At 61.0% G+C, this 24,497-nt stretch carries 23 protein-coding genes; 15 read left to right on the top strand and 8 right to left on the bottom strand.

Translation table 11 applies throughout. The features are described from left to right. Positions 1–11: 11 nt before the first annotated feature. The 5 genes from WC026_RS08180 to WC026_RS08160 all read right to left on the bottom strand — a co-directional run bounded on the left by WC026_RS08180 (position 12) and on the right by WC026_RS08160 (position 6,150). Complete coding sequence (locus tag WC026_RS08180; protein ID WP_372710352.1) at positions 12–1,124, bottom strand: DUF1513 domain-containing protein; 1,113 nt, start codon at positions 1,122–1,124, stop codon at positions 12–14. Continuing rightward, positions 1,105–2,148 carry an imelysin family protein gene (locus WC026_RS08175; protein ID WP_372710351.1) on the bottom strand — a complete coding sequence of 348 codons (1,044 nt, stop codon included), beginning with the start codon at positions 2,146–2,148 and terminating at the stop codon, positions 1,105–1,107. Before WC026_RS08175 ends, WC026_RS08180 begins: the two co-directional genes overlap by 20 nt. Positions 2,149–2,171: 23 nt before the next feature. Beyond that, on the bottom strand, positions 2,172–3,353 hold the full coding sequence (locus WC026_RS08170; RefSeq protein ID WP_372710350.1) for a di-heme oxidoredictase family protein: 1,182 nt from the start codon (positions 3,351–3,353) through the stop codon (positions 2,172–2,174). Further along, positions 3,350–4,801: a multicopper oxidase family protein gene (locus WC026_RS08165; RefSeq protein WP_372710349.1), complete on the bottom strand. Its 1,452-nt coding sequence runs from the start codon at positions 4,799–4,801 to the stop codon at positions 3,350–3,352. The genes WC026_RS08170 and WC026_RS08165 overlap by 4 nt, the downstream gene beginning before the upstream one ends. Before the next feature lie 62 nt (positions 4,802–4,863). Further along, entirely contained in the window at positions 4,864–6,150 is a 1,287-nt protein-coding gene (locus tag WC026_RS08160) for an imelysin family protein (protein ID WP_372710347.1), read from the bottom strand. A 242-nt stretch (positions 6,151–6,392) separates the two neighbouring features. Here WC026_RS08160 and WC026_RS08155 point away from each other — a divergent pair, with 242 nt between their 5' ends. The 8 genes from WC026_RS08155 to phoB all read left to right on the top strand — a co-directional run bounded on the left by WC026_RS08155 (position 6,393) and on the right by phoB (position 13,786). After that, positions 6,393–6,896, top strand: a complete 504-nt coding sequence (locus WC026_RS08155; protein ID WP_372710346.1) for an Rrf2 family transcriptional regulator — start codon at positions 6,393–6,395, stop codon at positions 6,894–6,896. Between the two features lie 228 nt (positions 6,897–7,124). Then, positions 7,125–8,201: an ATP-binding protein gene (locus WC026_RS08150; protein WP_372710345.1), complete on the top strand. Its 1,077-nt coding sequence runs from the start codon at positions 7,125–7,127 to the stop codon at positions 8,199–8,201. 347 nt (positions 8,202–8,548) lie between these two features. Then, a complete protein-coding gene (gene pstS / locus WC026_RS08145) occupies positions 8,549–9,592 on the top strand; it encodes a phosphate ABC transporter substrate-binding protein PstS (protein ID WP_372710344.1) in 1,044 nt (347 codons plus the stop codon). A gap of 79 nt (positions 9,593–9,671) precedes the next feature. Next, positions 9,672–10,664: a phosphate ABC transporter permease subunit PstC gene (gene pstC, locus WC026_RS08140; protein ID WP_372710343.1), complete on the top strand. Its 993-nt coding sequence runs from the start codon at positions 9,672–9,674 to the stop codon at positions 10,662–10,664. Position 10,665: 1 nt separating this feature from the next. Then, positions 10,666–11,517, top strand: a complete 852-nt coding sequence (gene pstA / locus WC026_RS08135; RefSeq protein WP_372710342.1) for a phosphate ABC transporter permease PstA — start codon at positions 10,666–10,668, stop codon at positions 11,515–11,517. Continuing rightward, on the top strand, positions 11,514–12,302 hold the full coding sequence (gene pstB, locus WC026_RS08130; protein WP_372710341.1) for a phosphate ABC transporter ATP-binding protein PstB: 789 nt from the start codon (positions 11,514–11,516) through the stop codon (positions 12,300–12,302). Before pstA ends, pstB begins: the two co-directional genes overlap by 4 nt. A 41-nt stretch (positions 12,303–12,343) precedes the next feature. Further along, positions 12,344–13,057 (top strand): phosphate signaling complex protein PhoU, encoded by a 714-nt coding sequence (gene phoU / locus WC026_RS08125; protein WP_372710340.1) that lies wholly within the window; start codon positions 12,344–12,346, stop codon positions 13,055–13,057. Between the two features lie 24 nt (positions 13,058–13,081). After that, on the top strand, positions 13,082–13,786 hold the full coding sequence (gene phoB / locus WC026_RS08120; RefSeq protein WP_372710339.1) for a phosphate regulon transcriptional regulator PhoB: 705 nt from the start codon (positions 13,082–13,084) through the stop codon (positions 13,784–13,786). A 54-nt stretch (positions 13,787–13,840) separates the two neighbouring features. On the opposite strand, the gene WC026_RS08115 is transcribed toward phoB, so the two are convergent. After that, positions 13,841–14,812, bottom strand: a complete 972-nt coding sequence (locus WC026_RS08115; protein ID WP_372710338.1) for a zinc ABC transporter substrate-binding protein — start codon at positions 14,810–14,812, stop codon at positions 13,841–13,843. 214 nt (positions 14,813–15,026) lie between these two features. On the opposite strand from WC026_RS08115, the gene WC026_RS08110 reads away from it, so the two are divergent. The 3 genes from WC026_RS08110 to WC026_RS08100 all read left to right on the top strand — a co-directional run bounded on the left by WC026_RS08110 (position 15,027) and on the right by WC026_RS08100 (position 16,673). After that, positions 15,027–15,665, top strand: a complete 639-nt coding sequence (locus tag WC026_RS08110; protein WP_372710337.1) for a DUF1007 family protein — start codon at positions 15,027–15,029, stop codon at positions 15,663–15,665. Between the two features lie 171 nt (positions 15,666–15,836). Continuing rightward, complete coding sequence (locus tag WC026_RS08105; RefSeq protein ID WP_372710336.1) at positions 15,837–16,226, top strand: thioredoxin fold domain-containing protein; 390 nt, start codon at positions 15,837–15,839, stop codon at positions 16,224–16,226. Between the two features lie 120 nt (positions 16,227–16,346). Continuing rightward, complete coding sequence (locus WC026_RS08100) at positions 16,347–16,673, top strand: DUF2853 family protein (RefSeq protein ID WP_372710335.1); 327 nt, start codon at positions 16,347–16,349, stop codon at positions 16,671–16,673. 46 nt (positions 16,674–16,719) lie between these two features. Here the strand turns inward: WC026_RS08100 and WC026_RS08095 are convergent, their stop codons facing one another. After that, entirely contained in the window at positions 16,720–17,922 is a 1,203-nt protein-coding gene (locus WC026_RS08095; RefSeq protein WP_372710334.1) for an alanine--glyoxylate aminotransferase family protein, read from the bottom strand. A 245-nt stretch (positions 17,923–18,167) separates the two neighbouring features. On the opposite strand from WC026_RS08095, the gene WC026_RS08090 reads away from it, so the two are divergent. Next, positions 18,168–19,511 (top strand): amidase, encoded by a 1,344-nt coding sequence (locus tag WC026_RS08090; RefSeq protein WP_372710333.1) that lies wholly within the window; start codon positions 18,168–18,170, stop codon positions 19,509–19,511. A gap of 509 nt (positions 19,512–20,020) precedes the next feature. Here WC026_RS08090 and WC026_RS08085 read toward each other — a convergent pair. Next, positions 20,021–20,989: a 2-hydroxyacid dehydrogenase gene (locus tag WC026_RS08085; RefSeq protein ID WP_372710332.1), complete on the bottom strand. Its 969-nt coding sequence runs from the start codon at positions 20,987–20,989 to the stop codon at positions 20,021–20,023. Between the two features lie 157 nt (positions 20,990–21,146). Between WC026_RS08085 and WC026_RS08080 the strand changes: the two genes are divergently transcribed. The 3 genes from WC026_RS08080 (at position 21,147) to WC026_RS08070 (ending at position 24,495) form a co-directional block, all read left to right on the top strand. Then, entirely contained in the window at positions 21,147–21,563 is a 417-nt protein-coding gene (locus WC026_RS08080; RefSeq protein WP_372710331.1) for a hypothetical protein, read from the top strand. A 544-nt stretch (positions 21,564–22,107) separates the two neighbouring features. Continuing rightward, positions 22,108–23,724: a Wzz/FepE/Etk N-terminal domain-containing protein gene (locus WC026_RS08075; protein ID WP_372710330.1), complete on the top strand. Its 1,617-nt coding sequence runs from the start codon at positions 22,108–22,110 to the stop codon at positions 23,722–23,724. A 315-nt stretch (positions 23,725–24,039) separates the two neighbouring features. Then, positions 24,040–24,495, top strand: a complete 456-nt coding sequence (locus WC026_RS08070; RefSeq protein WP_372710329.1) for a hypothetical protein — start codon at positions 24,040–24,042, stop codon at positions 24,493–24,495. Positions 24,496–24,497: the final 2 nt, after the last annotated feature.

Raw genomic sequence — 24,497 nt, 5'->3', positions numbered from 1 at the left:
ACCCTGAAAATTTAAGCAATCCGCCGCAAATGGTTGTCAAAGGCGATGTCCTGAAGCGCATGCTCGGAAATCACCCGCGCCTGCGCCGTCTCGTAGCGGATGACGCCAAAACCCGATGACGCGGCGAAATTGTGCTCACCCTCCGAGGACAGGCCGCAAACGTCCTTGAGATCGCTTTTGCCGACGACCGCCCCCGTTTCGGAATCGACGTAGAGAACGTGCCCCGCCTTCGGTGCGCTCGCCGCGATGAAGCGTCCGTCGTTGCTGACCGCCATCGCGCCGATATAGCCACGCAAATCCATGCCGCCGCCCGGCGCGTCGACCAGCTTCAACGCACGATCGAGCCCAGCGCTGCCGACGATCTGCGGCGTCTCGCTCGGGCTGCCCTCCCATTGTCCGCCGAACCAGATGAGCCCGGTCTTGTCCTGCGTCACGTGCCGGATCGACAGCGACTTGAGATCGCCCGTCATCGCGTGCTTGGCGACGAGCTTGCCGCTTTCCGCGTCCACGAAAGCGAGCGACGGCTCCATCGTATCGACATTCAGGTTTTCGCGTCCTGCGTCGGGCACCGTATCGAGCCCGCCGTTTCCGACCGCGATCGTCTTGCCGTCGGCAAGCAGCATGATTTCGTGCGGCCCGATCCCATAACTCGGATGCTCGCCGATTTTCTTGTATCCCCGCTCGACATCATAGATTCCGATAAGGCCGCTCTCGCTCTCGACATCCGCTTCCGACGTGTAAAGCAGCCGTCCGTCTCGCGAGAACCCGCCGTGCCCGTAATAATGACGGTCCTTGCCCGGCGTGAAGATGTGCGGCGGCGTCGCCTTGTCGATATCGAACGCCACGCCGAACACGCCTGGCCGCCGCGCGAACACGGCGACCCTTCCTGACGCGTGATCATAGGCGATGTCGTGTCCGCGCGCCGTCAGTGGAACTTCGCGCACGATCGAGCCGTCGGCCCGGAGCAGAAGAACGCAATAGTCCTTCATGCCTTTTCGCGCTGTCGCGACATAGGCGATGTCGCGATCCGCCACCGAAGCGAAAGCCTTGCCGTGCGACGCCGCTCCGACGAACGCCAGCGTGCCCAGCAACAACGATCTACGATCAATCACCGTCAAGCTCATTGAATCCTATCGTCAATCCCGCTGCTATCGATAAGCGATTGGCCACAATGTTGCGCATGCCGTTCATCCGGTCGAAGACCTCACGCGAGGTCGGCGTATCGGCTCTTTTCGCATGAGGCGCCCGCCCGCCCGCGCCGTCGACCGATTCGATCGTCCGCCACGTTCCTTGCGACCAGCCTTTCATCCACGCCATGTCCGGCTTGAGATAAGCTTCCAGCTGTACCGCGTCGTAGAGCTGATGCAGCGAGGCAATGCTCGCCGCATAAAACTGTTTTTGCAGCCCTGACTTGTTGTAGGGCGGCGCCAGCCTGATTTTCGGATCGACTTGCGGCTTCAATTGCAAATCCGCCGTCTGAGACATGCCGACGAGAAACGATTTCACGACTTCGACGGCCGACTCGCTCGCATTTTTATAGGTGTCGTTGTCCGGCCCCGGATTGAGCATCTTGTCTTTCCAGCCGCCGGGCTTTGTCCAACCTTCGAAAACTTTGCTCGTCACGCGCACAATATTGCGCGCGATCGCCTGCGCCATCACGCAACGGAACTGAGCAGGCTCCGTCGGCCCCAGCGGAACGTCGGCGTCGCGCATTAGCAATTCGAGCGCCGGCAGCCCCTGCACCGCCGCGCTTTGCTTCGCAAGTGCGCCGGGCTCGGCGAGCTTTTCATCCTTGCTCAGAAGCAGCATGCGAAGCTGCCGCCCGACGAAGCCGCGCGGATCGGGCCAGAGGGAAATCTGTTCGCGCCGCCCCTTTTCGAGCATGGGACCGAAGCGCAGAAAATCAACGCCCGCATACGCCGTGACCGTGGCAGCGAATTTCTCGTCCAGCGCGTGCCGCGCCTCTGGCGAACCTGTCTTGCAGACGGCCTCGACGGCAGGTGGCAACGCCTCCGCCGCGGTCTTCAGAGCTTCGATATGCGGGATGATGTGCTTATCGAGCGCCGTCTGCACCATCGCGAGATGGCTGGGCGGCTCGGTGGCGGAAACCGCCGTCGTCAGCGTCAGCATAACAATAAAGGAAAGCAACAACTTCAGTCTCTGCATCGCAATCATAAGCCACTCACGTAATTGACCAGTCGCTGTCTGTCTTCAGGCGTCAGCGCGTTGAACAAGTCCCGGCTCCCCGCGCCTTCACCGCCGTGTTTCGCCACGGCTTCGGCAACATCGGCCGCCGAGCCGTCGTGAAGAAACCTGCGTTCTTTCTCGCGAACGTGCCCGTCGATCAACGGCGCGGTTCGCCATTCTTGCGGCTTGACGCCAGGCTCTCCGACGCCGTCATCGAGCGCCGATCCCATATCGTGAAGCAACAGATCGGTAAATGCGGGAACGGAGCCGCCGTCCCGCGTCGCAAGCGATGGCACGTGACACGTTGCGCAGCCGGTCTTGGCAAAAAGCGCCGGCACGTCCGGATCGACAGCCCTATGTCGCGCCCGCAATGTTCCGAGATAAACCGAGACGACTCTCAGAATGTCGGCCGACAGTTCGCGCCCTTTGAACAAGACGCTTTCGCCGTTCGGCGCCGCAAGACACGCCGTCTCCAGAATTGTGCAATCGCCGTAGGGGCGCGGCTGCTTCGGGCTCGACAGCCCCATGTCGAACGCGAACGCATGCGCGACCTGCTCTTCGAGCGTCACCTGCGCCGCTTTCCAGCCATAGCGGCCGATGCGGCCGTCCATGACGTTGGCGCGCCCCTTGACGCCGTCGCCATCGCGATCGTCCGCATCGACGCGCTTCAGGATTTCGGCGTCCGGAACATTGTCGAACGCCGCTCGGCCGAACAGCGACGGAGCTTGCCGCACACCTGCCTTGATGCCATCCGCCAACGCCCGATCGTTCAGCTTGAGGTCGAGCTTCGGCAGATAGCGCGCGCTCCCCTCCGGCAGCAATCCTGGGACGGCGTTGGTTTGCAGTTCGAGCCCATAGAAGGGATCGGTCGTCCCGTCGGCATGACCGAAACGGACGACAGCGCCCGCGAGATCCTGCGATCCGTCCTCGCGCGTGACGACGTGAGAACCTTCGCCGCGACCATGGCATCCCGTGCACGAACGCGACACGAACAGCGGCCCGAGCCCGTCGGACGCATCGGTCGACGCAGGGGCCGGCACCCACATCCGGTCGAACAGCGCCTTGCCCATTGCGGCATCGAGCGGATCGGCATTGGCCGCACGCGGCAACACCGTCGCCAAGGCGAGCAACGCGATCTTGAGACAAAGCCGGAAGCCGGAGGTCATGTGACCTCAATGTAGCCCATCATGCCAGTTTCCTGGTGATCGATGATGTGGCAATGGAACATCCACTTCCCCGGTTGTCCCCCGACGATCCCCGCCTGCACGCGCTCGTTCGGACGCAGCAGGATCGTATCGGCCCGATGCGGCTGCAGGTGGCGCATGCTCGAACTCATGACCTCGAACGTGTGCCCGTGGATATGGATCGGATGCGAGTGCGGCGTCGTATTCTGCAGGTCGAAAATATAGCTCTGCCCCGATTTGAGCACGGCGAGCGGCGGCCCGAGATCCCTGTGATCCATGCTGGACCAGGCCTGCTTGTTGATCGCCCAGAACGTCCGTTTCGTAAGACAAAGCGACCCGATTTCGACATCGGACTTCGCGAATTCGGCAAGCGCCTCTCCCGTCGCCGTCGCCGAGAAAACGAGAGGAATGATCTGCGCATTGTTCGTGTCGACGTTCGCAAACGGCATGACCTTCAATGGCGTCGGCACGAATGCGCCGCTTCGCTTCGCCGGTCCTTCCGAGACGAACTCGGCGAGCACGATCGGCTCTTTCGCGAAAAAGTCCACGAGACGAACTTTGCCGCCCTCCGCCGCTGTGCGTAGCAGAATGTCGACGCGCATCGCAGGCCCCATGCGCCACGACACGAGCGGCAGCGGATCGAGTCCGTTTCCGTCGATGGCAATGATCGCCGCTTCCCCATCCTCGAAGCCGATTTCGGAAATGCGCGTCGGATCAACATTGTAGAAGCGAATGCGAACGTTGGCCGATGACGGAACCTTGAAGACCGCCGTCTTCTCGCCGTTGACCGAACGCACGGTGCCGGAGGTGCCGGCTTTCGCAGCGCCCGCATCCGTCGAAAACGGCAGGAACGTGCCCTCGGGCGAAAGCCGCCAGTCCTTCATCATCAGGACGTATTCGGCGTCCGGCGGCTCGATCTCATCGCCCTCGATGATCAACGCGCCGACCAGACCGCGCCCGAAATGCTCGGCGGTATTGCAATGGGTGTGAAAGAAGAAGCTGCCCGTATCCGGCGGCACGAACGAGTACGTGCCTGCATCACCCGGCTCGACCGGCTTCTGCGTCATGAACGGCACGCCGTCCTGATCGTTCGGGATCCTGAGCCCGTGCCAATGCAGCGAAACGAATTCACCGGCCCGCGGCAGATGGTTTTTGTAATGCGTTTCGAGCCGCTCGCCGAGCTTCATGCGCACGATCGGATAAAGCGATCCCTCTTCGAAGGTCCACAGCGGGAGCGTCTTGCCATCAAAGCACGGCAGCGCCGCCGGACGCTCCGCGAGATCGAGGAGCAGCTGTTTCGTGTCGTTCGCGATCGGCTGCGCGATGACCGGAGCGCGCGCGGCCGCCTTGCGCCCTCCGAATGCAAAAGACGCCGCGGCACTCCCTGAGAATGCCGCGACGCCTGTCAAAAGTTCTCGACGTGTCACCATGAGGGCTCTATCCACCACCCGTTATCGATCGCAACGGTCTCGGTTTAAGAGCACCCTGGCAATCACTTCTTGGTCGCAACCTGATCCGGATGATCGAGGCTATCGGAACCTTCGATCTTGATCTTGAGGTTTAGCGCCGCAACAACCGCCTCGACCGCGCGAGCCTGCGCGACAAGCGCATCGACGCCATCGAGGATCAGCTTGTTGCCGGCATCGTTTCCGGCTGCCAGCATCTGATTGTAGCCCATCTCGCCGGAATCCGCCTTAACCTTGATGGCGTTAAGCTTCGCCTTGGTATTCTCCATAGCCTCGTCGACGCGCTTTGCTGCGTCCGGAGCCTTGGCACGCGCAAGCGCGGCGATGCTCGCACCCGAAATAGCGGTCGCGCCGTCGTACTTGCCGTTCCAGATCTCGATCATGCCGACTTCGTCGTAGAAGTGGCTGTTCTGCGTGTTGTTGGAGAAGCAGTCATGCGCTTCTTCCGGATCGTGCAGCAGCACGCCGAGCTTCATGCGTTCACCCGCCAGCTCGCCGTAAGAGAGCGATCCAATGCCGGTGAGGATCGTCGAAAGCTGCGCATTCGCATCCTGCTTGGCGAGCGCTTCACGTGCCGCCCCGTCAGCTTTCCAGTTGCCAACCATGTCGCCGAGATCGTCGATCAGAAGCGAGCTCGCGGCTTTGAGATAATCACGACGGCGATCGCAATTGTCGTGTGTGCAATTTTTCAGATCGTAATCGCTTGCCGGACGTTCGCCCGTGCCCGGCTTCGTCCCGTTGAGGTTCTGGCCCCACAGCAGGAATTCGATGGCATGATAGCCGGTGCCGACGTTGGCTTCGACTTCGAGCGCGCTGTTGAGCTGCCCGATCACCGTCTTGTCGATCTTGCTCGCATCGAGGACTTTCGGTCCGAGGCGGATGGACTTGTTCGCGATGATGTTGGCCGTATAAAGTGGGTTCTCTTCCTTCGCGTCGCCGTAGCTCGCCTTGTCGACGTAATCGATCAGACCTTCATCGAGCGGCCACGAGTTGACGTTGCCTTCCCAGTCGTCGACAATTTTGTTTCCGAAGCGAAAACCTTCGGTCTGCATGTAGGGAATGCGCGCTGCCTTCCAGGCATCCTGCGCCGCCTTCTGCGTCGTCGCGTCGGGAGCGGCGAGGAAAGCATCAATCGCCTTGTCGAGGTCTTTTGCCTTGGCGAGCGAGTCCGAGTACATCGCCTCGGCGACGTCGCCATAGGTCTTTATGATGTCCTTGACCGCCGGCGCGTCAGCGAGGGCCGGACGTGTCGCCGCCGCCCCTGCGAGCGCCAGCCCCGTCGCGCAGGCCATCGCAATCGCCAATTTTGACATCGTGCGTTCTCCATCATGTTTCTGGGTCTGGCGATTAAATGCGCTAAGTCGCGGATCGCCCAAATTATTTACCGCGTAAGTATACATTAGCACCCCGGAACGGTGTCAAGTGAACTCCGTCCGGGTTAAGGGCAGTATTCAGCGGCGCTCCGCCGCGCGGTACTTGCCAGGGACTCGGGAATTTGAAAGAAACGATCTTCAGAGTCTAGAGCTGCGGCCGCGCGGCCACCGGGTAAACACATATGCGCTTGACGAAGCAAACCGGCCACGCAATCCGCATCTTGATCGATTGCACCTTGGCTAACGACGAGCTTGTAAAGGTCGCGGACGTGTCCGAACGGCTTGGCGTCACAAAACAGAACGTCTTTAAGATTGTCCATATCCTGTCGCACGCCGGGTTTCTGTCGCCCGTGAGGGGGCCGAACGGCGGTGTTCGCCTCGCGAAACCGGCAACGTCGATCAAAATCGGGGATGTCGTGCGAGCGATCGAGGTAACTCGGGTGCAGGTTGAAGGCGGACGCGGCCGGAAAACAGTCGACAACGATCCGGCCTCGATCAATGCCATGTTCGACGATGCCCTGAGCGCATTCATCTCCGTTCTCGACCAGCACACGCTGGCGGAGCTCGCGACCCAGAAGTCGCCGCTCGGGCTTTCAAACGCAGACCGCGAATCGGACGGCGCGAGCGGTCGCGGCGCGAAGACGCGGGCGAAGAAGCCCGCAGCGCGCGCCGTGCGACGGAGCTAGCTGCCGCCGGAGAGGCAACTGGTGCTCATTAGAAATCCTCTGTTTTCCGAAACGCCAGGAAGCGCATCTGCCGGCTTCGCCGTATTAAGCGCAATTGCGGTGCTGGTGTTGATCCCGGCATGGCTTTACGCCACGGAACCTTGGCGCTCGATCCTTGTAATATTGTGTGGATTTCTCGCGGGCGTCGGTGCGACGTTCGCATGGTTTGGCCGCTCAAAGCCTAAAGAAATGGCCGACGCGGTTGCAAATTCTGCGGCGGCAGAGAAGCCGTTCTCGTGGCCGGACCTCGTCGCCGCGATACCCGATCCGACGATCGTGCTCGACCGTGCATCGGTCGTTTTGAATTACAACGCCGCGGCCCTCTCCATTTTCGAACGGCTGGCGAAAGGCCGGCCGCTCGAGCATGTCAGCCGCGATCCGGAACTCATCGCCGCCGTCACCGGAGCCTTCGAAACCGGAGAAAAGCGTAAGGCAAAACTGCTGCCACGCGGTGGCGTCGGACAGCGCTTCATCGCCACGGTCGCGCCATTCGGAGGCGATGCCGGCCAGCCTGCCGTCGCCGCGCTCATCACGATCCACGACGAATCGGAACAGCATCGCGCGCTCGAGATGCGGACGGATTTCGTCGCCAACGCCAGCCACGAGTTGCGCACGCCGCTGGCGTCTGTGCGTGGCTTCATCGAAACGCTGCAAGGCCCGGCCCGTCACGACGAAGTGGCGCACGACCGCTTTCTCAAGATCATGGCGGAGCAGGCAGAGCGCATGACTCGCCTGATTGATGATCTGCTTTTGCTCAGCCGCGTCGAGGAAAAGGCCAACCTCAACCCGACAGGTCAGGTCAGGCTGAGTGAATTGCTCAACGAAGTCGTACGCGCTCTCGCGCCCGCCGCGGAGGAGCGCCAGATCACGATAACAGTCGAGCCCGAAACGTCGTCGCTTCTTGCGAAAGGCGAGCGCGACGAACTCTTCCAGGTCTTTCACAATTTGATCGAGAACGCCGTCAAATACGGCCGCCCCGGCGGCTCGGTGAAAGTTCGCATGAAAGAGAGCGAACTCGATGTGAGCAGAAAGCGTGTGACAATCACCGTCACCGACGACGGCCCCGGAATCGCACCCGAGCATCTGCCCCGGCTGACGGAACGGTTCTACCGCGTCAGTACCGAGCACAGCCGCCGCATCGGGGGCACCGGCCTGGGCCTCGCGATCGCCAAGCACATCCTCACCCGCCACCAAGGCGAACTGTCGGTTGAATCGATCGTGGGACGCGGAACGACCTTTAACGTCGCTCTTCCAAAATTTAGCTGAATCAATGGCCTGAACTGTCACAAATACATAGCATCAAAAGCTTACAACAGCCCCGGCGCTGGATGACAGCATTGTGACAACACCCGGCTTTCGAAAGCTCGGCTCGTCACGCTCACCTTCCTGCGCATAGTCCTCATCCAAGAAGGACTATCTTTGAGCAAAACCACGGGGATGGTCGGAATAGAGCTCGCGTGTTCAACAGGCTCGCCGACTAGGAAGCGTTCAAAACCAAGGCGTTAACGTTTCATAAACTCTTGAACTAACTGGACTACAGAATGACGTGCCGGGCCTGGGGGCTCGGCAAATGGGGGGACAGGCTTCGAGCCCCCGCTAAGAGGAGATTAAGAGTGAGACAGTCTTTTGTTGCGCTTTTTGCGGCGCTGGCGGCAACCGCCGCGGCGACTGCGCCCGTCAAAGCCGACATCTCAGGCGCGGGCGCCACGTTCCCGTACCCCGTGTACGCAAAGTGGGCCGACACCTACAAAAAGGAAACCAATATCGGACTGAACTATCAGTCGATCGGTTCCGGCGGCGGCATCAAGCAGATCATCGCCAACACGGTCACCTTCGGCGCTTCCGACAAGCCGCTCTCGGGTGAAGAGCTTGAGAAGAACGGTCTCGTCCAGTTCCCGACCGTCATGGGCGGCATCGTTCCGGTCGTGAACATCGACGGCATCAAGCCGGGCGACCTCGTCCTCGACGGCCCGACCATCGCCAAGATCTACCTCGGCGAGATCAAGACCTGGGATGACCCGGCCATCAAGAAGCTGAACCCCGACGCGAAGCTCCCCTCTGACGCCATCGCCGTCGTCTTCCGTTCGGACGGATCGGGCACGACGTTCGTCTGGACCAACTACCTCTCGAAGGTCAGCGCCGATTTCAAGTCGAACATCGGCTCCAACACGTCGGTCCAATTCCCGGTCGGCATCGGCGCCAAGGGCAACGAAGGCGTCGCCAACAACGTGATGCAGACCAAGGGCTCGATCGGTTACGTCGAGTACGCCTATGCGAAGCAGAACAAGCTGTCGCATACGAAGCTGATCAACAAGGATGGCAAGACGGTTGCGCCGGTCAAGGAAGCCTTCCAGGCCGCCGCTGCCAACGCCGACTGGGCCTCTGCCCCCGGCATGGGCGTCATCCTGACGGACGAGCCGGGCGCCGCATCCTGGCCGGTCACCAACCCGACCTTCATCTTGATCCACAAGAAGCCGAAAGACATCGCCGCCGCGAAGGACGCTCTCAAGTTCTTCGACTGGGCGTACACCAACGGCACTGCAGCAGCTGAAGAACTCGACTACGTTCCGCTGCCCGCAAACGTCATCGCTCAGATCAAGAAGAGCTGGGTTGACATCGTCGGCGAAGACAACAAGCCCGTCTTCGCAACGAACTAACTCCATTGAAATATGGGAGGCGCCGTCATCGGCGCCTCCTTCACCTTGCCCGTTTACGGTTGGACCTGGAGCATAGATTTTGAGTTTCCTGACCGATCTTCACGTTCAGCCCTCAGCCTCTCAGGCGGAACGGCGCAGCGTCCTCGGCTCCCTGCAAAGGGCCGACGTCTTCTTCCGCTATTTGACACAGTCGTCCGCCTATTTTGTTCTGGCGCTGCTCACGGCGATTTTCGGATCTCTGCTCGCGGGCGGATATCTCGCCTTCTCGACCTTTGGTTTTGGCTTCCTGACGACTGAGTCCTGGAACCCGGTTACGGAAAAATTCGGCGCCGTGGCGCCAATCTATGGAACGATCGTCACGTCCGCGATCGCCATGCTCATCGCCGTTCCGATCAGCATCGGCATCGCCGTCTTCCTCACCGAGCTCTGCCCCATGGTGCTGCGCCGGCCGATCGGCATCGCGATCGAGCTGCTCGCCGGTATTCCGAGCATCATCTACGGCATCTGGGGCCTGTTCTTCTTTGCCCCATTCCTGCAGCGCCACGTCCAGCCCGAGCTTATTGCCCTGTTCAAGGACGTCCCCGTCCTGAATAGCCTCTTCGCCGGACCGCCCTACGGCATCGGCATCCTGACATCCGCGCTCATTCTCGCGATGATGGTGCTTCCGTTCGTGACAGCGGTTTGCCGCGACGTCTTCGACACCGTCCCGCCGGTGCTCAAGGAAGCCGCCTATGGCATGGGCTGGACGACGCGCGAAGTCGTGAGAAACGTCGTCATTCCCTATACACGCGTCGGCATCATCGGCGGCGTCATGCTTGGCCTCGGCCGCGCGCTCGGCGAAACGATGGCCGTGACGTTCGTCATCGGCAACGCACACCGCGTTTCAGCCTCCATCCTGGCACCTGGAACAACGATCTCGGCGACGATCGCCAACGAGTTCACCGAGGCCGTCGGCGATCTCTATACATCGTCGCTGATCGCCCTCGGCCTCATCCTGTTCTTCATCACCTTCGTCGTTCTCGCGCTTGCACGGCTCATGCTGATGCGCATCGAGAAGAAAGCGGGAGCGTAACATGGCACTCGACCGTGGCCGGTATCAACGCCGGCGCATCCGAAGCAAGATCACCGTCTGGCTGTGCTGGGCGGCGGCCGCCTTGGGCCTGGCGATCCTCGGCATCATCCTCGCAACCCTGCTCTTCAAGGGCGTCGCGGGCCTCGGACTCAACGTCTTCACCGAGATGACACCGCCGCCAGGAAGCAACGGCGGCCTGCTGAACGCCATCTTCGGCAGCCTCATCATGACGGTCATCGGCGTGCTCATCGGCACTCCGATCGGCATTCTCGCCGGCACCTACATGGCCGAATACGGACGCTACAGCAAAATCACGTCGGTCGTCCGCTTCATCAATGACATCCTGCTGAGCGCGCCATCGATCGTGACGGGCCTCTTCATCTACGAATTGCTCGTGCGGCCGATGGGCCACTTCTCGGCGATCGCGGGCTCTGCGGCTCTCGCGGCGCTCGTCATCCCGACGCTCGTTCGCACCACCGAGAACATGCTGCTGCTGGTTCCGAACACGCTGCGCGAAGCCTCATCCGCTCTCGGTCTCCCGCAGTCGCTCGTCATTCGGAAAGTTGCCTATAAGGCGGCGCGCGCCGGCATGATCACGGGCGTTCTGCTCGCAGTCGCCCGCATCAGCGGCGAAACCGCACCGCTGTTGTTCACCTCCCTGAACAACCAGTTCTGGTCCACCGACCTCAACGCTCCGATCGCGAGCTTGCCGGTGGTCATCTTCCAATACGCTCTGAGCCCCTACGAGGATTGGCAGCGTCTCGCCTGGACGGGCGCGCTTCTGATCACCGCAGCGGTTCTGACAATGAGTATTCTCGCACGTTGGCTAGGTTCTTCGAGGTCCCCACAATGAATGTCATGTCCAAGGATGTGGACTCCGCGCTTACGGAAAAGATTTCCGTTCGCAATCTGAAGTTCTTCTATGGGTCCTCCCTGGCCCTGAAGACGATCTCGATGCCGCTCTACGAGCGTCTGGTGACGTCGTTCATCGGGCCGTCCGGCTGTGGCAAGTCCACGCTGCTGCGCGTTCTGAACCGGATGTACGATCTCTATCCGAACCAGCGCGCCGAGGGCGAGGTTCTGTTCGACGGTGAGAACATTCTCAATCCGCGCCAGGATCTGAACCTTCTTCGCTCGCGCATCGGCATGGTGTTCCAGAAGCCGACGCCCTTCCCGATGTCGATCTACGAAAATATCGCGTTCGGCGTCCGCCTCTACGAACGCCTGCCGAAGGCGGACATCGATGCCCGCGTCCAGTCGGCCCTCGAAAAAGCGGCGCTCTGGAAAGAGGTCAAGGACAAGCTGCACAGCAGCGGCTTGAGCCTTTCCGGCGGCCAGCAGCAGCGCCTCTGCATCGCGCGAACCGTCGCGATCCGTCCCGAGGTCATCCTGTTCGACGAACCGTGCTCGGCGCTCGATCCAATCTCGACCGCGCGCATCGAAGAATTGATCGACGAATTGAAGAACGAATTCACGATCGCCATCGTCACGCACAACATGCAGCAGGCCGCCCGCGTCTCGCAGAAGACCGCGTTCATGTATCTCGGCGAGTTGGTCGAATTCGGCGATACCAAGAAGCTTTTCACCAATCCCACGGACTCCCGGACGCAGGACTACATCACCGGCCGCTTCGGCTAGTGACCGCTTCCAGAGGCCCGCGAATTTTAGGACTGACATAAATGAACGAACATACCGTCAAGTCATACGAAGACGAACTGAAGCTCCTTGACCGCCGCATCGCCCAGATGGGCGGCTACGCGGAAAAGCTTTTGGGCCAGGCCATGGACGCGCTGGAACGTCGCGACCCGAACCTTGCCGAGACGGCTGTTTCGAGCGACGCGATGCTCGACCAGCTCGAACGCGAGGTGCAGGAGCAGGTCATCCTCATGATCGCGCGCCGCCAGCCGCTTGCGAACGACCTTCGCCACATCATGACGGTTCTGAAGGTCGCGGGCGACCTCGAACGCATCGGCGACCTCGCCAAGAATATCGCCAAGCGCGCGCTTGCCGTTGCTTCCGAAGCTTATCCGAAGCCGCTGATGACCGGCATGCGCCACATGACGGAGATGGTGCAGGCGCAGCTTCGCGACGTTCTCGACGCGCTGGCAACGCTCGACGCCGACAAAGCGATGAAGGTCTGGCTCAGCGACGAGCAGGTCGACGCCATGTACAATTCGCTGTTCCGCGAGCTTCTGACATACATGATGGAAGATCCGCGCAACATCGGTCTGTGCACGCACTTCCTGTTCGGCGCCAAGAACATCGAGCGCATCGGCGACCACACCACCAACATCGCTGAAAACATTCACTATCTGGTGCACGGCGTGCCCATCCCGGACGACCGGCCCAAGGGCGATCGCACGTCGTCGACCCTGATAACGCCGCGCCAGTAAACGAAGGAACTGAAGCGAAATCCCATGGCCGCCAAGATCATCGTCGTTGAAGATGAAGCGCCTCTCGTTGAGCTTCTGAAGTACAATCTGCAGTCGGAAGGCTACGACGTCGTGCACGCGGCGGACGGCGAGGAAGCCGAACTGCTCTTGGCCGAGCAGAGCTACGATCTCGCTATACTCGATTGGATGATCCCAAAGATCTCCGGGATCGAGCTATGCCGCCGGCTGCGCAACCGGACCGAGACGCAGAACCTGCCTATTATCCTGCTGACCGCTCGCGGCGAAGAATCGGATCGCGTGCGCGGGCTGACGACCGGCGCCGACGATTACGTCACCAAGCCGTTCTCGGTTCAGGAACTGATGGCGAGGATCAAGGCGCTTCTGCGCCGCGCCGCGCCGGAACGCATGAGCGACATCCTCGTCTCGGGCGAGATCACGATGGATCGCGGCGCGCATAAAGTCATGCGCGGCGTGCGCGAGGTGCGGCTCGGGCCTACCGAATATCGGATGCTCGAAGTATTCATGGAAAGCCCGCGCCGCGTGCTCTCCCGCAATCAACTTCTAGATCGCGTCTGGGGTCAGTCGTCCGAAGTCGACGAGCGCACCGTCGACGTGCACATCGGGCGTCTCAGGAAATCGCTCATTCGCGGCAACGAGAGCGACCCGATCCGCACGGTGCGCGGCGCCGGTTACGTCTTTGACGGCCGCGAAGCCGAAGCCTCGGCATAGCCGTTCGCATCAACCCTTCGCCTTCGACGGTCCGTCACACGAAGCCGCAGGCAGTCAGCTTGCTGTATTGAGGCAACGCGCGAGGTTGCGCGCGAGGTCGTGCATCAGATCGAAATAGAGCTCCGGCCCGGGCGTCAGCATCAGCCCCTCAGCATCGAGCGTTCCCGAACGCGCCGCCGTCGCCTCGGTAACCGCGCTGATAAGCTTCGGCTGAAAGTCCGGCTCGCTGAACACGCAGACGGCGCCGAGCGAGGCGATCTTGCGCCGCACTTCCGTCAGGCGTCGCGCGCTTGGCGGTATGTCCGGGCTGACGGTGATCGAGCCGACGGCGTTCAATCCGTAGCGGTTTTCGAAGTACTGCGTCGCATCGTGAAAAACGATGAACGGCTTGTCTCGCGCACGGCTCAACTCCGTCGCGATTTCCTGGTTCAACGCGTCGAGACGGCGATCGAGCGCCGCCGCATTCGCCACGAACCGGCCGGCATATTCAGGGTAACGCGCCGCGAGCGCCTTGGTCACGTTGGCGACGATCGCCTTGGCGTTCTGCGGATCGAGCCAGATATGGCCGTCTTTGCCGTCCTCATCGTCATCGTGACCGGCGTTTACATCATGCTCGTCGTCGATCGAATGCATATGGACGTGAGGTTCGAACGTCCCTCCCTGCCGTTGATCGAGAAGCGTGATACCTGGAGCATCCGCGAGCGTCAGCACGTGGACGCGCGGCGGTAGCGATTGAACGATCTTGTGCGTGAAGGGCTCCAGCGTATCCGACGTGCGAATAAAAATATCCGCGTCGTTGATTGCGCGCGCCGTCGACGGCCTGAGAGTGAAGGTGTGGGGTGACGCTGCCCCGTCAACCAGCAGCACAGGCGCGCCAACCCCCGCCATGATCTCGCTTACGAGAGCATGGATGGGCTTGATCGTAACGACGACTGTCGGCGTCTCGGCGGCCGCCACCGCACCGGAAAAAAGCGCCGTCAGCAAAACGGCGCCAGCACAAAACCGCGCCGAATTGAACATTGCCATCGAAACCCTATCGGTATTGTAAAGATTATATAATATAACAAAACAGATAAGCCGGCCGCAAGCCCTCGCCCCGGCCGCGCGATATCCTTTTGGGGATCACTGCCCGTGTCGCATTGTCGCCACGTTCACAATGCGACGGTAACGGGCGACGCCGAAGCGCTGTCGCGTAGGTCAAAACATACGGAGCCGACGAGTGATTTTGCGGAATAGACCGATGGCCGTTCTCTTCGCTCTTGCCGCGTTGCTGATGGCGCCGGCGGCGGCATGGGCCCATCCGCATATGTGGATCACCTACGAAATGACGGTCGATTACGATAAAGGCATGGTCACCGGCGTCGACCACATCTGGTCGTTCGACGACAGTTATGCCGTCATGGCACTCGAAGGCTTGGATACCAACAACGACGGCAAATACGATCAGGCCGAGCTTGAGCCGTTGCTGAAGGTCAACATGGATGGCCTCAAGGACTTCAATTATTTCACCGTCGCCAAGCTCGGCAATGAAGAACTCCAATTCTCCCCGCCCGAGAACGCCCGTCTCGAATACACCAACAAAGTCCTGAAGCTTCACTTCCACCTGTCTCTTGTGAAGCCGGTGTTCGCGGATGCGCAGGGGCTGACGATTGCCGTATTCGATCCGTCCTACTTCATCGCCTTCGAGCCGGAAGCAACCAACGCGGTAAAACTTGCGGCCGCGCCTCCGGGCTGCAGCGCCACGCTGATCGACCCCGAGGCTGAAAAGGTCGACGCGCAATCGAAAAAGCTCGGCGACGCGATCGCGCAGCAGTTCGGCGGGTCCGCGATCGGGTTCGGCTCTTACAAAACTGTCGCGCTCAACTGCAAGAAGTCATAGGCACCCTGGAAACCTCCGCGCGGCGCAACGCTTATCTGCTCATTGGCGGATTACGGAAAGCACCGCCGTTCCATTTTGAAACAACGATTAACTAGCTCTTTAATTTTTGCCGCCGGGCAACCGGATTAGATTTAAATGTGAAGCATCGCGGTTCGCATTACGGATTACGCCATGCGCAGAATTCTCGTTGGCTTTATATTCGCGCTGTTGATGAGCTTGCCCCTCGGAGCCTCCCGCGCCGAACTCGACACGGCGAGCACGCCGTCAAACGTCACGTTCGAACTCGTCGTCGTCGAAGCGGACGGCTGCATTTACTGTAAGCTTTTCAGGCGCGACGTGCTGCCGGCCTACGAAGCCTCCAAGCAAGGCAAGGACGCGCCGGTGCGCTTCCTCGACGTCAACGACATCGAGACGGCGCGCCTCGATCTGAAATCGGCTGTCGATATCGTCCCGACATTCGTCATCGTGAAATCCCAGCACGAAGTCGGCCGTATCTCCGGATACATCGGGCCCGAGAACTTCTTTCATTCGATCAATTACCTGATCGGCTCCGCGCCCTGATCTCTGAAATTCGACGCCGCATCCGCCATTGGCGTTGCGAAGCGCTTGAGAGGGCTGGTTTTTCCGACTATTGGACTCTGGTGCTTACCCTTCAACAGGGCAGTCAGGAGGAAAGTCGATATGAGCGTCAACTACGCCGATGACATCAAGCGCTATCAGCCGAACGTCGACGAGAAAGCCGTTGCGGCCATCGTCAAACACCTTGGCATTGCACTCAAGAGTGCCGACGCATCGCTCGTCTCATGCTCGAGCAAGGACGAACTCGCGACCGTGCGCGACAGCTGGCTGAAGAAGAAACTCGGCTTGGCGGACGACGACGCCAAATTCGACAAGATCATCGCCGACGTCTGCGCCACGATGAAAGCCGAGACGCGCAAAAGCCGGGTCACGTTCTATTATCTGATCGCCGAAAAAACCGGCAAGCTCGCAAGCCTCGCTGGGGCGTGACTCACGTCCCCAGCGCGCAGCCAAACTGCGTCAAGACAAAGCCGTGTCAGGCCGCGACGGCCTTGGCCTGCTCGGCCGTCTCGGCGATATAGCTCATCGCCGCCTGCACGCCGCCCTTCTTGTACGGCACGCCCGCCAGCTCGAAGCCCATTTCGACGCCCGTCAGCGCGCCGAGAACGGTTAGCTCGTTGGTGTCGCCGAGATGGCCGATGCGGAACGCCTTGCCCGCGAGCCTGTTGAGCCCGGTGCCAAGCGACATGTTGAAATTGTCGAGCACGATCTTGCGATAGGCATCGGCGTTGTGTCCGTCTGGCATGATCACCGTGGTCACGGCAGGCGAATAATACTTCGCGTCCCGGCACTGCGTATCGAAGCCCCAGGCTTTAACCGCCCGGCGCGTCGCTTCCGCGAGACGCTCATGCCGCACGAACACGTTTTCGAGGCCTTCCTCGTGGATCATGTCGATCGCTTCGGCGAGGCCGTAGAGCAGACCGGTCGCGGGCGTGTACGGGAAGAAGCCGTTCGAGTTGTTCGCCAGCATATCGCTCCACGAGAAGTACGACGTGCGAAGTCCGGCCTTCTTCGACGCTTCCAGCGCCTTGGCGCTGACGGCGGTGAACGACAGTCCCGGCGGCAGCATCATGCCCTTCTGCGAACCCGAAACCGTGACGTCGATGCCCCACTCGTCATGACGAAGATCGGCGCACACGAGACCGGAGATGCTGTCCGTCATCAGCAGCGCCGGATGCTGCACGGCGTCGATGGCCTTGCGCACTTCGTCGAGACGCGTCAGGCAACCTGTCGACGTTTCATTATGCACGACGCAGACGGCCTTGATCTTGTGATCCTTGTCGGCCTTCAGCGCCTTTTCGATCAGGTTCGCGTCAGCGCCGATGCGCCAGTCGGTCGGAATGACTTCCGGTTCAAGTCCGAGCCGCGCGGCCATCACCGCCCACAGCACCGCGAACTGTCCCGTCTCGCACATCAAGACCTTGTCGCCGGGCGACAGCGTATTGGTCAGCGCCGCTTCCCATGCGCCAGTGCCGGACGACGGGTAGATGATGACGTGGTTCTGCGTCTTGAAAAGGCTCTTGATGCCCGACAGCACGCGGCGGCCGAGCTGCTGAAACTCAAGCCCGCGATGATCGAGCATCTGGCGCGACATGGCCGCCAGAACCCGTTCCGGAACGGGCGTTGGCCCGGGAATCTGCAAAAAATGTCTGCCGGGGCTGCGAGGCTCTCTCGTCATTGTCGTCCTCAGAAGTAGGAATGCGTTGCTGGGTGTCCTAATACGCCCGTCCGCCGGATACAATTGGCAGAAATGCCCATTTGCCCGCTTGCGCGGCGCTTTTTGTCTCGGTCGCCCGCATGGCGGTAAAAATCGCTTCTTCTCACGCACACGACAAGAAGCCCGGCCATAACCTTGCAACTTTTCTGGCCTTAGCGCATCAAACTGCGACCTGAAATCCGCCGGTTTATGGGGAAGCGGTGCACATGAACCATACACTATCTGGAGGGCGTACGGCCAGCGAGGCGAAACGCCAGCTCGAATCGGGCCAGCTGACGTCCGAAGCACTTGTTTCATCGTGCCTCGCACGCATTTCCGAACGCGACGCTACCGTCGGCGCATGGACGAGCGTCAACCCTCAGCAGGCGCTCGATGCCGCCCGCGCAAGCGACAAGCTGCGTGCCTCCGGCGCGTCGCTTCCGCCGTTGTCTGGCATCCCCGTCGGCATCAAGGACATCATCGATACGAAGGATTTTCCGACCGAATACGGCTCGGAGGTTTTTGCCGGACGCCAACCCGATACGGATGCCGTCCTCGTCGCGCAGCTGAAAGCCTCCGGCGCCATCATCCTCGGTAAGACGGTCACCACCGAGCTTGCCTTCTTCGGTCCGGGCAAAACGCGTAACCCGCACGATCTCGAACGCACGCCTGGCGGATCGTCATCGGGCTCGGCGGCCGCCGTCGCGGATGGTCAGGTCCCGCTCGCGCTCGGAACGCAGACGGCGGGCTCGACGATCCGGCCCGCATCCTATTGCGGCGTCATCGGCTTCAAGCCGACATTCGGATACACCTCGCGCACCGGCGTGCTCGCGCAATCGCAGCCATTGGACACGATCGGCGGATACGCGCGCTCAATCGAGGACATCGCACTTTTGTTCGACGCAATGAGCGCCTTCGATACCGCCGACGCCGACATGCGACCCGGCGAAAAGCCGTCACTCGTCGCCGCCCTTGCCGAAGCTCGCCCACGCGTGCCGAGATTTGCGTTCATCAAGACGCCCGCCTGGCCGCAGGCCGAGGCCGCAACGCGCGCCGCCTTCGAAGCCTTCGCCGGCAGCTTCGGAGCCCGCGCCGAGATCGTCGAAACGACATTGCCCGCGGATTTCGAAGGCATCCTGCGACTGCCGCAGATCGTGCAGTTCTACGACATCGCGCGCAACTACGGCCCCATCGCCGACGCCAACCCGGATCGCGTCTCCGGCAAACTGAAAGAAATTATCGCTGAGGGCCGCACGTTCTCAGCCGCCGATTACGCCGCCGCCCGAGCCGATCAGGACAGCCTCTATGAAATTCTGAAACCGGCGATCGCCGATTACGATGCCATCCTGACGCCCGCCGCTACTGGCCCGGCACTGCTCGGATTAGGCGGCACCGGAAGCCCGATGTTCAACGCGCTATGGACCTATCTCGGCATGCCCTGTATCTCGCTGCCGTTGCTCGAGGTCGATGGCCTTCCCGTTGGCGTGCAGCTCATCGGCGCGCGCGGCAACGACGCCCATCTCCTCCGCATCGCCGATTGGATGATGCACGAGCACGCACCTCGCGGATAGCGGCGACGAGACCTTTCGTCATCCTCGAACTACGAGCGAAGCGAGGATGTTCGGGGATCCAGCGCAAGAAGTGCCGAAGGCTCGACATTTTCGCGTCTTCGACAAGTCCTGTGCTGGATCCCCGGCCTCCGACTCCGCTGCGCGGTGCTCGGCCGAGGATGACGTTTCCACAACGCACACGGCCAACACGAAAGAGCAAAAACGAAAATAGCCCGGACGTACCCGGCCATGGAGTTAGGAAAGTAACGTCATGGCCGCGTAGGCGGCCATCCATGCCATTCGCGATACGCCAGCTGTTGCGGGCGTCTCCAAAGCCTGACGAAAAGAAGAGTGTATCGGGACTGAGCAAGTCTGAAGCAAAGCACTTGCTGCCCGACCCGTGGATGGCCGCCTGCGCGGCCATGACGTTTGACCTGGCCATCCAAGGGAACGCGCTGACTCTTCCCGCAGCCTGATACGAAAATGGCCGGGACATGCCCGGCCATTGCAGAAGCTCAAATGCGGACCGATCAGGCCAGCTTGAACGGCATGTCCTTGCCCGCGAAAAACGCGTCGATGTTGTCGAGCGCTTCGAAGCCCATCTGGTTGCGCGCTTCGATCGCGGCAGACCCGAGATGCGGGAACAGGAACGTGTTCGGCAGGTCGTAATAGCCTTCGTTGATCTTCGGCTCGCCCGCGAAAACGTCGAGACCGGCATATCCGAGACGGCCCGACTTCAGCGCCGCGATCATGTCGTCGTCCTTGACCAGATCGCCGCGCGCCGTGTTCACGACAATAGCGCCCTCCGGCAGTTTTTCGATCGTCGCCGTGTTGAAGAAATAGCGCGTCTCGGGCGTCGACGGCGCGTTGATCGAGAAGAACTGCGAGACCTTCAGCAGGCTGTCGAGGCTGTCGTGATACGTGGCGTTGTACTTTGCTTCGACTTCGGGCTTGGCGCGATAGAGGTCGAAGTAGTGAATATTCATGTCGAAGCCGCGCGCACGCTGCGCGAGGGCCTGCCCGATCTTGCCGAAACCGTAGATGCCGAGTGTCTTGCCGTCGAGACGCTGCCCGACGAGCTGCAACGGCTGCCAGCCCGGCCACGACCGCGTGCGGATCATCTTTTCGCCTTCCCCCGCGCGGCGCGCCGAACCGAGCAGAAGCAGCATCGCGATTTCAGCCGTCGCGACGGTGACGCCGTGTGGAGCGTTGCCAACCTTGATGCCGCGCGCCTTGCACGCTTCGAGATCGATGTGATCGAAGCCGATCGAATACGTCGAGATGCACTTGATGTTGTCCGGTATCCTGTCGATGACGTCCTTGCGGCACTTCTCGTTGAGCGTGATCAGCAGCGCGTCGACCGACTTCGCCGTCTCCAGCAATTCGTCGATGGTGATCTGCGGATTGTCGCCGTGCGCGATGACGTCATAGGTCGCCCGGGCGCGGGCCATGGCAGCTTCAGGCAGAGGCCACGTAATCAGGATTTTCTTTTTGGACATTTGGGGAAGGATCTCCGGCATTCGAACTTTAGTCGCATTCCACCGCTTGTGCCCGACCGGAGCGAACCTGACAAGTCCGTCGGGTGCGCAGAGTGCGCCGCAAACGCGCGCCGCGAAACCATTTCTTCATCACGTTTGCCGCAATGTAACGGGCCGAATGGCCCCTTTGAGCCTCACGTTTCCGCCTCCCGGTCCGATCATGCGCTTCGTTGTCATTATTCTGGTGCTGCTCGCGGGCTTCAAGGTCTGGACCCAGGACCGCATGTATCGCTCGGTCGTCGGAGAAGCCCTCGTCGGTGCTTACCGTGATCGCGCCATCGAGGTTTGCCGCAAGCAAACGGCGAAGACGGTTCCCGTCGCATCCGCGCGCACCGTCTCGGACCTTTGGAGCGTCTCGTCAGCCGCAGAAATCACCCTTGGCGCATCCGACGTCGACGTCGCCGTTTGGGATACTCAGAATCCGCTCTGGCAGCAGCGCTTCCGCAATCCACATCTCGTTCTGACCGGCACGGGTCAGTCCAGCGCGCACTGCGCCTACGATCTTCAGGCCGGCGTCGCGACGCTGTCACCCTAGCGAGAGATCGTCGATCGCATCGTGGATGGCCGCCTTCGCGGCCATGACGACAAGATGGGACGGGTGACGGATAGCCCGGTTCTTCCTCCGGCTTCACAAGACCCGCGACAACAGGGCGTCCGCTTGAATTCTTTCTTTACGTCTTGCCCACGCAGGCGGCCGCCCACATCAAATCCATGGCTCCGGCCTACGACCTTCAATCCGGCGTCGCCACGACGGTTACCTGAAACACGTCACCGGCCGCAGCGGCTACCATCCAGTTGCACCCCCTGACGTCATGGCCGCGAAGGCGGCCATCCACGCCAACGCACCGGCAGTGGTGTGAGAAGCGAGACGGCGTCGCCTCCGCGGCCACGCGAACGATTTCGTAAACACGGCGTTAATCATCACAAACGCCCTGTTCACTTTTGCCCGCGACAATGATGACGCGAATCACTTGGGCGCATCGCTCGGGCTAGGAGCCATCGCCTTTTCGAATGGCGCAACCACGCCGGATCGGCGCTGCAAACCTATGGACCATCAGCACCGGCAGGTTGAACGGCAAATGAGCGGCGAAGCATCGATCGCCGCATTGCTGCGCGTCGCCCTCTACAAACGCATGAAGGCCGTCGCGGCATTTCCGATCCTCGTCGCGCTCTGTGCTGCGGCGATCGTGATGACTCTGCCGAAGCGCTACGACGCCTCGGCCACGATCCAAATCGACCCGCGCCAAAAATCAATGCCGGAGGAATCGGCGACATCGGCCGCAGCCGAACCCAAAGCCATGCATGAGACCATCGACGCCGAGCTGAGCGCCGTCCGATCCGCCCGCGTTCTTCGTGGCGCCATCGACGCGCTGCACCTCGACGACGACCCGGAGTTCAGATCATATTCGCCGGCATCCTGGATCTCACGCTTGCTCGGCGCAGCGCCCGGGCGAAACACCGAGACTGCTCTCTCAAAGCGCCTTTCAGTTTCGCGCCTGCGCAACACGCTGCTCGTCAGCATCCACATGTCATCCAGCGATCCGATCAAATCCGCCCGTATCGCTAACGCCATCGCGGCCGCATATCTCAAAGACTGGTCGGCTGCGAAATCGTCCGCCGAAACCGCTGCGACGATGTTGGGACAACGGCTGAAGGACGACTTGGACGGCGACGGCATCGTCAGCCAATCGGAACGCGTCTTCGCGTCCTTCCTCGCCCAATACGGACAGAATTCCAAAGTTCCGGGTCCGAGCATCGTCGCCATCGCCACACCGCCGCATGAAGCAACAGCCGCGAAGCCCGCGAGCACCGCCGGGATGGCGTTTGTGTTAGCCCTCATCTCGTCGATCGCGATGGCCTTGCTGCTTGAGATCAAAACGTCGACACGCGGATCACGCGTTAAATCCGCGTTCGCCTGCTCGCACGTGACCTCGCTGCCGGCGATCCCCGCACACGATGAAACATCGGCGCGCGCCTGCCGGTTCGTCCTCGCCGAGCCGAGCGGCGCTTACGCTGAAGCCGTGCGCGAAACCTGCCGCGAGCTTGAAAAGCGCCGCGGCGGCTCGCCCTCGCGCCTGACGCTCGTCGTGTCGGCGCTTCCCGGAGAAGGCGCCGAATGCCTCGCCTCCAATATCGCACATCAATACGCGATCGCAGGCCACGCTCCGCTGCTCATCGACGCCGACCTTCGCATGGGGGCTTTGACCCGGCAGCTCGCTGGTTCTAGCGCGTCGGGACTTCTCGATCAGATGGCAAACCGCAAACCGGCCGCCAGCGCCATCCTCCGCGATTGCGCCACCGGACTTCATTTTCTGCCCGCCTGCGGACCGGCACCGGTCCCACTCCCGGTCCGCGACATTCTGCGCTCGACGGCGTTCGCCGACGTAATCGCGGCTCTGCGACGGGACTTCGTCACCATTGTCATGTCGGCGCCGCCGCTGCTGACCGCCGACGACGCCAGCATTCTCGCCGAGCTTGCCGACGACATCGTGTTCGTGAGCGCTTGGCAAAGGACGCCCAAACGGTTCGCGAAGCAGGCGTTGGCCAAGATCGCCGCCTGCCAGCCGAAGATCGTAGGCGCCGCGCTGACCGATATAGCTTACGAGAAATATCCAATAATCATGAGCCTTTACGAGGTTCTCGACGAAATGCGGGCGGTCGCGCCGCGTCCGGTCTTCAAGACGCACGCAGCTTGATCATTCCGCTTAAGAAGGATGTTTTCTCGAAAGGCTCGCTTCGTTTTCGGGTTGCAGATAGGCAACATCCATCGTCCTCCACGGGACACCTGATCCAAAGGTGTCGGGAACTTTTCTCGATGCAGCGCAGCGAGCCAGGGCATGATGCGCGCCGGGGTACGCCTTTCTAAAAACCGTTCTAAATCAACTGCTATGAAGCCTCGGACCGCGACATAACAGAGCGCATTATTGCGCATTTGATACTGGCAACTAGAGCCCAAAATCGCTACACGCATTTTGGCAACCATGCCCATTTCCGGAACAGAAAGTTAGACCGTGATCAGAAATCTGAAGCGTGTTCTATTGCCATGCGCATTCCTGGCTTCGACGGTAACTGGCGCTTCGGTTGCCGTTGCTGACCCGCAAACGAACGAGCCTGCGGCAGCATCTGTAAATATCGAACTGAACAAGCTCGATCCTGTCGAAAAGGGCTGCCGCGCCTATCTCGTCGTCAACAATGCGACGCCCACATCATACCAGTCCTTCAAGGTCGATCTCGTGCTCTTCCAGGCGGACGGCGTCATCGGCAAGCGTTTCTCGCTGGAGCTCGGACCGCTCCGCACGAAAAAGAAATCGGTCAAGCTGTTCGATATCGATGCGATCTCTTGCGACAAGATTGGATCGCTGCTGATCAACGACGTTCTGGAATGCAAAGCCGAGTCAGGACCGGCCGAAAATTGTCTTCAAAACCTGACCACCTCGACACTCACAAAAGTTGAACTTTCAAAGTAAGC

It is taken from the genome of Hyphomicrobium sp., from assembly GCF_041674905.1.
Lineage (GTDB): Bacteria > Pseudomonadota > Alphaproteobacteria > Rhizobiales > Hyphomicrobiaceae > Hyphomicrobium_B.
Note: the sequence above shows the minus strand (reverse complement) of the source record. Positions and strands in the feature narration are given on the sequence as shown.

Bases quoted from the DNA above. Each gene is read 5' to 3' on its own strand.
- WC026_RS08180 (WP_372710352.1), bottom strand. From the start codon at position 1,124: ATGAGCTTGACGGTGATTGATCGTAGATCGTTGTTGCTGGGCACGCTG.
- WC026_RS08170 (WP_372710350.1), bottom strand. From the start codon at position 3,353: ATGACCTCCGGCTTCCGGCTTTGTCTCAAGATCGCGTTGCTCGCCTTG.
- WC026_RS08165 (WP_372710349.1), bottom strand. From the start codon at position 4,801: ATGGTGACACGTCGAGAACTTTTGACAGGCGTCGCGGCATTCTCAGGG.
- WC026_RS08160 (WP_372710347.1), bottom strand. From the start codon at position 6,150: ATGTCAAAATTGGCGATTGCGATGGCCTGCGCGACGGGGCTGGCGCTC.
- WC026_RS08155 (WP_372710346.1), top strand. From the start codon at position 6,393: ATGCGCTTGACGAAGCAAACCGGCCACGCAATCCGCATCTTGATCGAT.
- WC026_RS08150 (WP_372710345.1), top strand. From the start codon at position 7,125: ATGGCCGACGCGGTTGCAAATTCTGCGGCGGCAGAGAAGCCGTTCTCG.
- pstA (WP_372710342.1), top strand. From the start codon at position 10,666: ATGGCACTCGACCGTGGCCGGTATCAACGCCGGCGCATCCGAAGCAAG.
- pstB (WP_372710341.1), top strand. From the start codon at position 11,514: ATGAATGTCATGTCCAAGGATGTGGACTCCGCGCTTACGGAAAAGATT.
- phoU (WP_372710340.1), top strand. From the start codon at position 12,344: ATGAACGAACATACCGTCAAGTCATACGAAGACGAACTGAAGCTCCTT.
- phoB (WP_372710339.1), top strand. From the start codon at position 13,082: ATGGCCGCCAAGATCATCGTCGTTGAAGATGAAGCGCCTCTCGTTGAG.
- WC026_RS08115 (WP_372710338.1), bottom strand. From the start codon at position 14,812: ATGGCAATGTTCAATTCGGCGCGGTTTTGTGCTGGCGCCGTTTTGCTG.
- WC026_RS08110 (WP_372710337.1), top strand. From the start codon at position 15,027: ATGGCCGTTCTCTTCGCTCTTGCCGCGTTGCTGATGGCGCCGGCGGCG.
- WC026_RS08105 (WP_372710336.1), top strand. From the start codon at position 15,837: ATGCGCAGAATTCTCGTTGGCTTTATATTCGCGCTGTTGATGAGCTTG.
- WC026_RS08100 (WP_372710335.1), top strand. From the start codon at position 16,347: ATGAGCGTCAACTACGCCGATGACATCAAGCGCTATCAGCCGAACGTC.
- WC026_RS08095 (WP_372710334.1), bottom strand. From the start codon at position 17,922: ATGACGAGAGAGCCTCGCAGCCCCGGCAGACATTTTTTGCAGATTCCC.
- WC026_RS08090 (WP_372710333.1), top strand. From the start codon at position 18,168: ATGAACCATACACTATCTGGAGGGCGTACGGCCAGCGAGGCGAAACGC.
- WC026_RS08085 (WP_372710332.1), bottom strand. From the start codon at position 20,989: ATGTCCAAAAAGAAAATCCTGATTACGTGGCCTCTGCCTGAAGCTGCC.
- WC026_RS08080 (WP_372710331.1), top strand. From the start codon at position 21,147: ATGGCCCCTTTGAGCCTCACGTTTCCGCCTCCCGGTCCGATCATGCGC.
- WC026_RS08075 (WP_372710330.1), top strand. From the start codon at position 22,108: ATGAGCGGCGAAGCATCGATCGCCGCATTGCTGCGCGTCGCCCTCTAC.